The following is a 7,896-nucleotide window of genomic DNA, read 5'->3' as shown; positions in this document are numbered from 1 at the left end:
CTGACGGCGCAACCACCGACGGGGCCGGACCGGCCGGCGTCGGGCACGGCGGTGGGGCCGCTCCATCAACGTCCCGAGCAACTGCCACGTGCGGTGCCGGAGTTCGTCGGACGCAGCGTCGAGTTGGCGAGCCTCGACAGGCTGCTGAGCGGCGGGGCCGAGTTGCCCACGAGCGTGACCATCTCTGTGGTGTCCGGCATGGCCGGAGTCGGCAAGACCACCCTGGCGTTGCACTGGGCGCACCGGGTGGCCGACCGTTTCCCGGACGGCCAGCTCTATGTGAACCTTCGCGGCTACGACGAAGTCGGCCTGGTGTCCCCGGCCGACGCCCTGTCCGGCTTCCTCGAAGCGCTCGGCGTGCCCCACGCGCGGATACCCTCCGACACGGAGGCGCGGACTGGTCTCTACCGCAGCCTGCTGGCCTCCCGTCGGATGCTCCTGGTGCTCGACAACGCTCGCGACTCCGCCCAGGTGCGCGCCCTGCTGCCCGGCGCGGGCCGCTGCATGGTCGTGGTAACCAGCCGTGACCGACTCGGCGGCCTGGTCGCCAGCGAGTGCGCCACGCCGTTGACACTGGACGTGCTCACGGCGGAGGAGTCGATGAGCCTGCTGGCCAGACGTCTCGGGGACAACCGGCTAGCCTCCGCGTCGGGGGCCGTGGCCGACATCATCGAGGCCGCAGGCCGGCTTCCGCTGGCACTGTCGATCGTCGCGGCGCGTGCCGCGACCCATCCCACGTTTCCGCTCAGCGCGATCGCCGCCGAACTGCACTCGGCCGAGGCACGGCTGGACGCGCTGGCCGACGGCGACGTCCGGCGCGTCTTCTCGTGGTCGTTCCTGGCCCTCGGTGCGGACGCGGCCCGGCTGTTCACCCTGCTGGGGCTGCATCCGGGCCCGGACCTGACCGCCGCCGCGGCCTCGGCGCTCGCCGGCGTGCCGGCCACCGCCGTCACACCGATCCTGCGGGAACTGACCCGGCTCCACCTGCTGACGGAACACACGCCCGGCCGGTTCGCCTTCCACGACCTCCTGCGCGCCTACGCTGCCGAACTCGCGCAGTCGTCGGAACGCGGCGACGAACACGGCGCAGCCCGACAGCGCCTGTACGACCACTACCTGCACGCCGCCTACCCGGCCGCCCTGCTGCTGCAGCCGCAGTGGCCCGCAATCGAGCCGGTGGCCCCGCTTCCCGTACCCGCCAGGCGGCCGGTGACCGATCACGACGGCGCACTCGCCTGGTTCACGGCGGAGCATCGGGTGCTGGTCCGGGTGGTCCGACAGACCGCCGAGAACGGCTTCGAAGCGTACGCCTGGCAGATCGCGTGGGCGCTGACCACCTTCTCGGCGCCGCGCGGCCTCTGGCAGGACCAACTCGCCATCCAGAGTGTCGCGCTGACGGCCGCGGAGAAGATCGACGACCTCGCCGGACAGGCCGTCGCCAACCGGCTGCTCTCCCGCGCACTGATCCGACTGGGCGACCGCACCACGGCCGAGCACCGGCTCAAGCGCGCGCTTGAGCTGCACGAACGGCTCGGCGACCCGATCGGCCAGGCCCAGACGCTGCACAACTACTGCGAACTCTGCTACCTGGACGGCCGGCTCGACGAGGCGCTCACACACGGTCGCGAGGCGCTGCGGCTCTACCGGCTCGTCGGCAACCATGCGGGCGAAGCCCGGACCCTGAACGCGATCGGTTGGCTGCTCGCCACCACCGGCGATTACGTCCAGGCCATCGCCAGCTGCAGCGAGGCCCTCGACCAGCAACGCCGGACCGACGACCGCAACGGTCAGGCCGCGACGCTGGACAGCCTCGGCTTCGCCTACGACCGCCTCGGTGAACGCGACCGCGCGGTCAACTGCTACGAGCAGGCGATCCACCTTTTTCGCGCCTCCGCGGACCGGTACCACGAGGCGGAAACCCTCATCCGGCTCGGGGACACCCGGGAAGGGATGGGCGACCGGAACGCCGCCGCTGCCGCTTGGCGCCTGGCCGCGCGGATCTACGAGGACGTGCGCGACCCCGCAGCCGAGGAGGTCCGCCGCCGCCTCGAACGTCTCGCCTTGTGCTAGAGGAGGCCGGCTAACTTGTAGAGGACCAGGGAGCCGGCTACCGCGACGTTGAGGCTGTGGCCGTGGCCGTGGCCGACCATCGGGATCTCCACCGCCGCCGACAACAGAGGGTCCCACCATAGCGCTCTTCCGGAGACCCCGCTCCCCATGATCGTGCTCGATCCAGGATCGAGTGGCATCACCGCGTCGGTGATGCCACTACTTCCAGGATCGAGCACGATCTTCGGCGGACCTGGCACGCTCGGGCGACGCCGCAGGTGGGTGGGTCAGTCGCGCTCGATCAGGTGACCCACCACCGTCGGGCCGAGCATCACCGCGAAGCCGCTGCCGTCGCGCCGAGGATCCGCCGCGGGCAGCTCCACCGGGTCGCCGGTGCCGGTCGCGCCGACCGGTCGCGGGCCCACCCAGGCAACGGCCACGTCCGTCTCACCCTTGAGGAAGCGGTGCGCGCGCACGCCGCCGGTCGCCCGACCCTTCGCCGGGTACGCCTTGAACGGCGTCACCTTCACCGTCGCGCCGGTGGAGGTCACCACCATCGGATCGCCATGCCCCGGGTCGTCGGTGCGCACCGCGCCGAAGAACACCACCCGCGCGCCGGCCGGCAGGTTGATGCCAGCCATACCACCGCCCTTGAGGCCCTGCGGGCGGACCAACCCGGCGGGGAAGCGCAGCAGCGACGCCTCCGAGGTGACGAACGTCAACGTCTCGGCGCCGTCGGTCAGCCAGGTCGCACCGACCACCTCGTCACCGTCGCGCAGACCGATCACCTCGAACTCGTCGGAGCGCACCGGCCACTCCGGCGCGCAGATCTTCACCGCGCCCTGCCGGGTGCCCAACGCCAGCCCCGGGGAGCCATCCGCCTGCCCGCCGAGCGGCGCCAGGCCGACGACGGTCTCCCCCGCCGCCAACGGCACCAGCTCGGCCGCCGACATACCCCCCCGCAGGGACACCGTGCCCGCCTGCTCGGGCAGCACCGGCAGCGGCAGGACGTCGACCTTGAACGCCCGACCGGCGCTGGTCAACAGCAGCACCCGGCCCCGGGCGGTGGAATGCACGATGGCGCGGACCGTGTCGTGCTTGACCCGGCCGTTGCGGCGACGCCCCTCGGCGCTCTCCTCCGACTCGGCAGCGGTCCGGGCGACCAGCCCGGTAGCCGAGAGGATCACCTGGCACGGATCGTCGGCGACCTCCAGCGGGCCGGCCGGCGCGGACGCGGCCAGCACCTCCTTCAGGTCACCGTCGACGAGCGTCGTCCGACGGTCGGTGCCGAACTGCTTGACCACTGACGCCAACTCGTCGGAGACCACCTTGCGGAGCACCCGCTCGTCGTCGAGGATCTTGCTCAGCTCGGCGATCTCGCCGCGCAGCCGTTCCTGCTCGGCCTCCAGCTCGATCCGGTCGAACTTGGTCAGCCGACGCAGCGGGGTGTCCAGAATGTACGTGGCCTGGATGTCGGAGAGGCCGAACCGGCTCATCAGCCCGTCCTTCGCGGCCTGCGCGTCGTCGCTGCCCCGGATCAGCCGGACCACCTCGTCGATGTCCAGCAGCGCGATCAGCAGACCGTCGACCAGGTGCAGCCGCTCCTGACGCTTGCGGCGGCGGTACGAGGTGCGTCGGGTGACCACCTCGTAGCGGTGCGACAGGAAGACCTCCAGCAGCGCCTTGAGACCCAGCGTGCGCGGCTGCCCGTCGACCAGGACCAGGTTGTTGACGCCAAACGACTGCTCCAGCGGGGTCAGCCGGTAGAGGTCGGCGAGCAGCGCCTGCGGGTTGACGCCGACCTTGCACTCGACGACGAGCCGGGTGCCGCTCTCCCGGTCGGTGAGGTCCTTGACGTCGGCGATGCCGGTCAGCCGCTTGGTCTTGGTGACCTCGTTGGTGATCGCGGCGATGACCTTCTCCGCGCCGACGCCGTAGGGCAGCTCGACCACGGTGATCGCCTGGCGGCCCCGGCTGCCCTCGATCGGGCCGATCTCCACCTTGCCGCGCATCCGCACCACGCCGCGCCCGGTCTCGTACGCCCGGCGCACCTCGTCCAGGCCCAGCAGCACCCCGCCGGTGGGCAGGTCGGGGCCGGGGACGAACTCCATGAGTTTGTCCAGAGTGGCGTCCGGGTGGTTGATCAGCCAGCGGGCGGCGGAGACGACCTCCGCCAGGTTGTGCGGGATCATGTTGGTGGCCATCCCGACCGCGATCCCGGACGCGCCGTTGACCAGCAGGTTGGGAAAGGCCGCCGGCAGCACCGTCGGCTGGGTCAGCGACCCGTCGTAGTTGGGCTCGACGTCGACGGTGTCCTCGCCCAGCTCACCGACGAGCAGCATGGCCTCGCGGGACATCCGCGCTTCGGTGTACCGCGATGCTGCCGGGCCGTCGTCAGGGCTGCCGAAGTTGCCGTGCCCGTCGATGAGCGGCACGTTGAGGGAGAAGTCCTGGGCGAGGCGCACCATGGCGTCGTAGATCGCCGTGTCGCCGTGCGGGTGGTACTTACCCATCGTATCCCCGACAATTCGGGCGGACTTCACGTGCCCACGGTCGGGGCGGTACCCCTGCTCGTACATCGACCAGAGGATGCGCCGGTGCACGGGCTTGAGGCCGTCGCGGGCGTCGGGCAGGGCGCGGGAGTGGATGACCGAGAACGCGTACTCCAGGTAGGAGTCGGAAACCTCGGTGACCAGCGGATTGTCGAAGACCCGCGCGCCGGCCTGGTCGAACGAGGAGAGGTCGACCTTGTTTTCCTTACGGCGTGCCATGACTCAGCTTTCCACTAGAGCGAGACGGATGCTCACGCGTCGATCGCTTCCCGGTCGACCCGGTCGGCGGAGTCGATCAGCCAGTTGCGGCGCGGCTCGACCTTCTCGCCCATCAGCAGTTCGAGGATGCGTTCGGCGGCCTCGACGTCGTCCAGGGTGATCCGGCGGACGGCACGGGTGGCCGGGTTCATCGTGGTGTCCCACAGCTCGTCGGCGTCCATCTCACCGAGACCCTTGAACCGTGGGATGGGGGTGACGATCTGCTTGCCGGCCTTCTCCAGCTTGCGGACCGTCGTCTCCATCTCGGCCTGGGTGTAGGTGTAGACGGTCTGCGGGTTGCGCCCCCTGGTGGTGATCTTGTGCAGGGGCGGCATCGCGGCGTAGAGCCGACCGGCCTCGATCAGCGGCCGCATGTACCGGGCGAACAGGGTGATCAGCAGCGTCCGGATGTGGGCGCCGTCCACGTCGGCGTCGGCCATGATCAGCACACGGCCGTAACGCAGCGCGGAGAGGTCGAAGGTGCGCCCCGAGCCGGCGCCGAGCACCTGCACGATGGCCGCGCACTCGGCATTGTCCAGAACCTGCTGGAGGTTGGCCTTCTGCACGTTGAGGATCTTGCCGCGGATCGGCAGCAGCGCCTGGTATTCCGAGGAGCGGGCCATCCGGCTCGTTCCCAGGGCGCTGTCACCCTCGACGATGAACAACTCGCTGCGGTCGATGCCGGTGGCCCGGCAGTCGACCAGCTTCGGCGGCATGGACGCGCCCTCCAGGGCGGTCTTGCGCCGGGCGGCGTCCTTCTGCTGTTTCTGGGTGAGCCGCACCCGAGCGGCGTCGACGATCTTCTGCAGGACGGTGCGCGCCTCGGCCTTGGTGCGCCGGTCCTCCAGCCAGGCCTTGACGTGCGCGTCGACCAGGGACTGGAGCACCTTGGTGATGCCGGTGGTGGAGAGCTCGTCCTTGGTCTGGGAGGTGAACTGCGGCTCGGGGATCCGCACGTGCACCACGGCCGTCATCCCCTCCAGGACGTCGTCCAGGGTGGGTGGCTCCTCCTTGGCCTTGAGCAGACCGCGGGTGTTGCGGATCGCGTCGGCGAGCGCGCGGACCAGGGCCCGCTCGAAGCCCTTGCGGTGGGTGCCGCCGTGCGCGTTGCGGATGGTGTTGGTGAAACACTCGACGGTGCGCTCGTAACCGGTGCCCCACCGGAACGCCACCTCGACCTCGGCCCGCCGCTGCACGTTGGACTGCATCACGCCGTTGGCGTCGGCGGCGTTCTCCCGGTAGGTGCCCTCGCCGTTGACCAGCAGGATGCCGGAGACCGGCCGGTCGCCGGCCGGGGCGAGGAACTCCACCATGTCGCTGAGCCCGTTGGGGTAGTGGAACCGCTCCTCGGCGGGCGCCTCACCGGTCAGGTCGCGCAGCAGGTAGGTCACGCCGGGGACCAGGAACGCGGTGTTGCGCAGCTTCATCCGGACGGCGTCGACGTCGAGCGCCGCACCGGTCTCGAAGTAGCGGGCGTCGTGCCACCAGCGGATCGAGGTGCCGGTGCGCTGGCCGCGCTTCATGGCGCCGGTCACCTGCAAGCCGGGGCCGGCGGTGAACGGGGCGTCCGGCCCGTCGCCGTCGAAGATGCCCGGGACGCCGTGCCGGAACGACATCGTGTGGATCTTGCCGGCCCGGCGGACGGTCACGTCGAAGCGGCGGGACAGCGCGTTGACCGCCGACGCGCCGACGCCGTGCAGACCGCCGGAGGTCTTGTAGCCGGAGCCGCCGAACTTGCCGCCCGCGTGCAGCCGGGTCAGCACCAGCTCGACGCCGGAGATGCCGGACTTGGCGTGCACGTCGGTGGGGATGCCCCGGCCGTCGTCGTCGACCTGCACGGCGGCGTCGGGGTGCAGGTTCACCTCGTCGTGGCTGGCGTGGCCGGCGACTCCCTCGTGGGTGGAGTTGTCGAGGATCTCGTTGACGAGGTGACCCACGCCACGGCTGTCGGTGGAACCGATGTACATGCCGGGCCGCTTGCGGACAGCGTCCAGCCCCTCAAGGTGGGTGAGGTCATCGGCCCCGTACAGGGTGTCAGGCTCTGCGGTCAACTGGTCGTACTCCCCGGTCTCGGCGGTGTGCTGCCGGTCACCGGCGACATCAGCCGGCGTGGCGCGCCGCAGCGAGCCTAGCCCGAGGCTAGGACAAGTGTCGGAGGCCCTGTGCGACCCGCCGCGCGGGTCCCTCGGGACGTGAGCCAACGAACAGCCGCCGGGTGATCATGGGGCCACGCAGAGACAGCGCCGCCGGTACGCTCAGCCGTGATCGCGGCCGATGTGCGCGCGGGGTGCGCGCCGGTCCGGGTCGAGGAGATCGGGAGGCGATTGCGGTGACCGAGACGTTTCGCGATGCCCTACGGCGCTCCCTTGGCACCCGGGCCCGGCGGTGGCTGCTGGTGGGCACCCTGGTGGCGGGGCTGCTGGCCGCCGTGGCGCTGGTCGCGGCGGTGGCTCCGGCCGACCGGACCTTCGCCGAACTCTCGGGCACCGTCCAGAGCCTGATGTCGGTGGCGACCCCGCTCTTCGGCATCCTGCTGGTCAGCGACCTGCGCCGGGCGCCGGTGCGCCCGGCGATCCTGCCCACCGTGCTCGCGGTGGGGCTGCCGGCGGTCGTCATCGGCGTCATCGGCGTGCTGATCTGCGCCGCGACGCTCGCCCTCACCACGGCCGAGGTCGCCGACGAGCCGTGGCGGAACGCCTGGACGGTAGCGGTGGGCAGTGTGCTGGTGCAGTTCGTCGCCGGGCTGGTGGGCACCGGGCTGGGCCTGTTGGTGCGCTCGGCGGCGGTGGCGTTCCTGGCCACCATCGTCCTGCCGCTGGGGCTGTTCGCGCTGCTGGGCGGGGTGGAGGCCGCGCAGCCGTGGCTCACCCCGTTCGGCAGCGTGCGCAACCTGCTCTCGGGAGAGATGACGGCGCTGCGGTGGGTGCAGTGGCTGTGCGTACTCCTGATCTGGGGTGTCGGTCTGAACGTCGCCGGCGCGGCGGTGCTGAACCGCGGCGGCCGGGTCGCCCGGTAGCGCCGCGCGCCACCACCCACC

The 7,896-nt window shown here is 71.2% G+C and carries 4 protein-coding genes; 2 read left to right on the top strand and 2 right to left on the bottom strand.

All coding sequences use genetic code 11. The features are described 5' to 3' along the window. The coding region (locus KBX53_RS14710; RefSeq protein WP_210859810.1) for a tetratricopeptide repeat protein at positions 1 to 2,070 on the top strand (2,070 nt) is incomplete at its 5' end. A 266-nt stretch (positions 2,071 to 2,336) separates the two neighbouring features. On the opposite strand, the gene KBX53_RS14705 is transcribed toward KBX53_RS14710, so the two are convergent. Together KBX53_RS14705 and KBX53_RS14700 are read right to left on the bottom strand one after the other, a co-directional pair. After that, on the bottom strand, positions 2,337 to 4,820 hold the full coding sequence (locus KBX53_RS14705; RefSeq protein WP_210859807.1) for a DNA topoisomerase (ATP-hydrolyzing) subunit A: 2,484 nt from the start codon (positions 4,818 to 4,820) through the stop codon (positions 2,337 to 2,339). Positions 4,821 to 4,852: 32 nt separating this feature from the next. Further along, positions 4,853 to 6,910 carry a type IIA DNA topoisomerase subunit B gene (locus KBX53_RS14700; protein WP_210859806.1) on the bottom strand — a complete coding sequence of 686 codons (2,058 nt, stop codon included), beginning with the start codon at positions 6,908 to 6,910 and terminating at the stop codon, positions 4,853 to 4,855. Positions 6,911 to 7,188: 278 nt separating this feature from the next. Here KBX53_RS14700 and KBX53_RS14695 point away from each other — a divergent pair, with 278 nt between their 5' ends. Next, complete coding sequence (locus tag KBX53_RS14695) at positions 7,189 to 7,875, top strand: hypothetical protein (RefSeq protein ID WP_030335864.1); 687 nt, start codon at positions 7,189 to 7,191, stop codon at positions 7,873 to 7,875. Positions 7,876 to 7,896: the final 21 nt, after the last annotated feature.

The sequence above is a fragment of the Micromonospora sp. M51 genome, from assembly GCF_018070305.1.
GTDB classification, from domain to species: domain Bacteria; phylum Actinomycetota; class Actinomycetes; order Mycobacteriales; family Micromonosporaceae; genus Micromonospora; species Micromonospora parva.
Note: the sequence above shows the minus strand (reverse complement) of the source record. Positions and strands in the feature narration are given on the sequence as shown.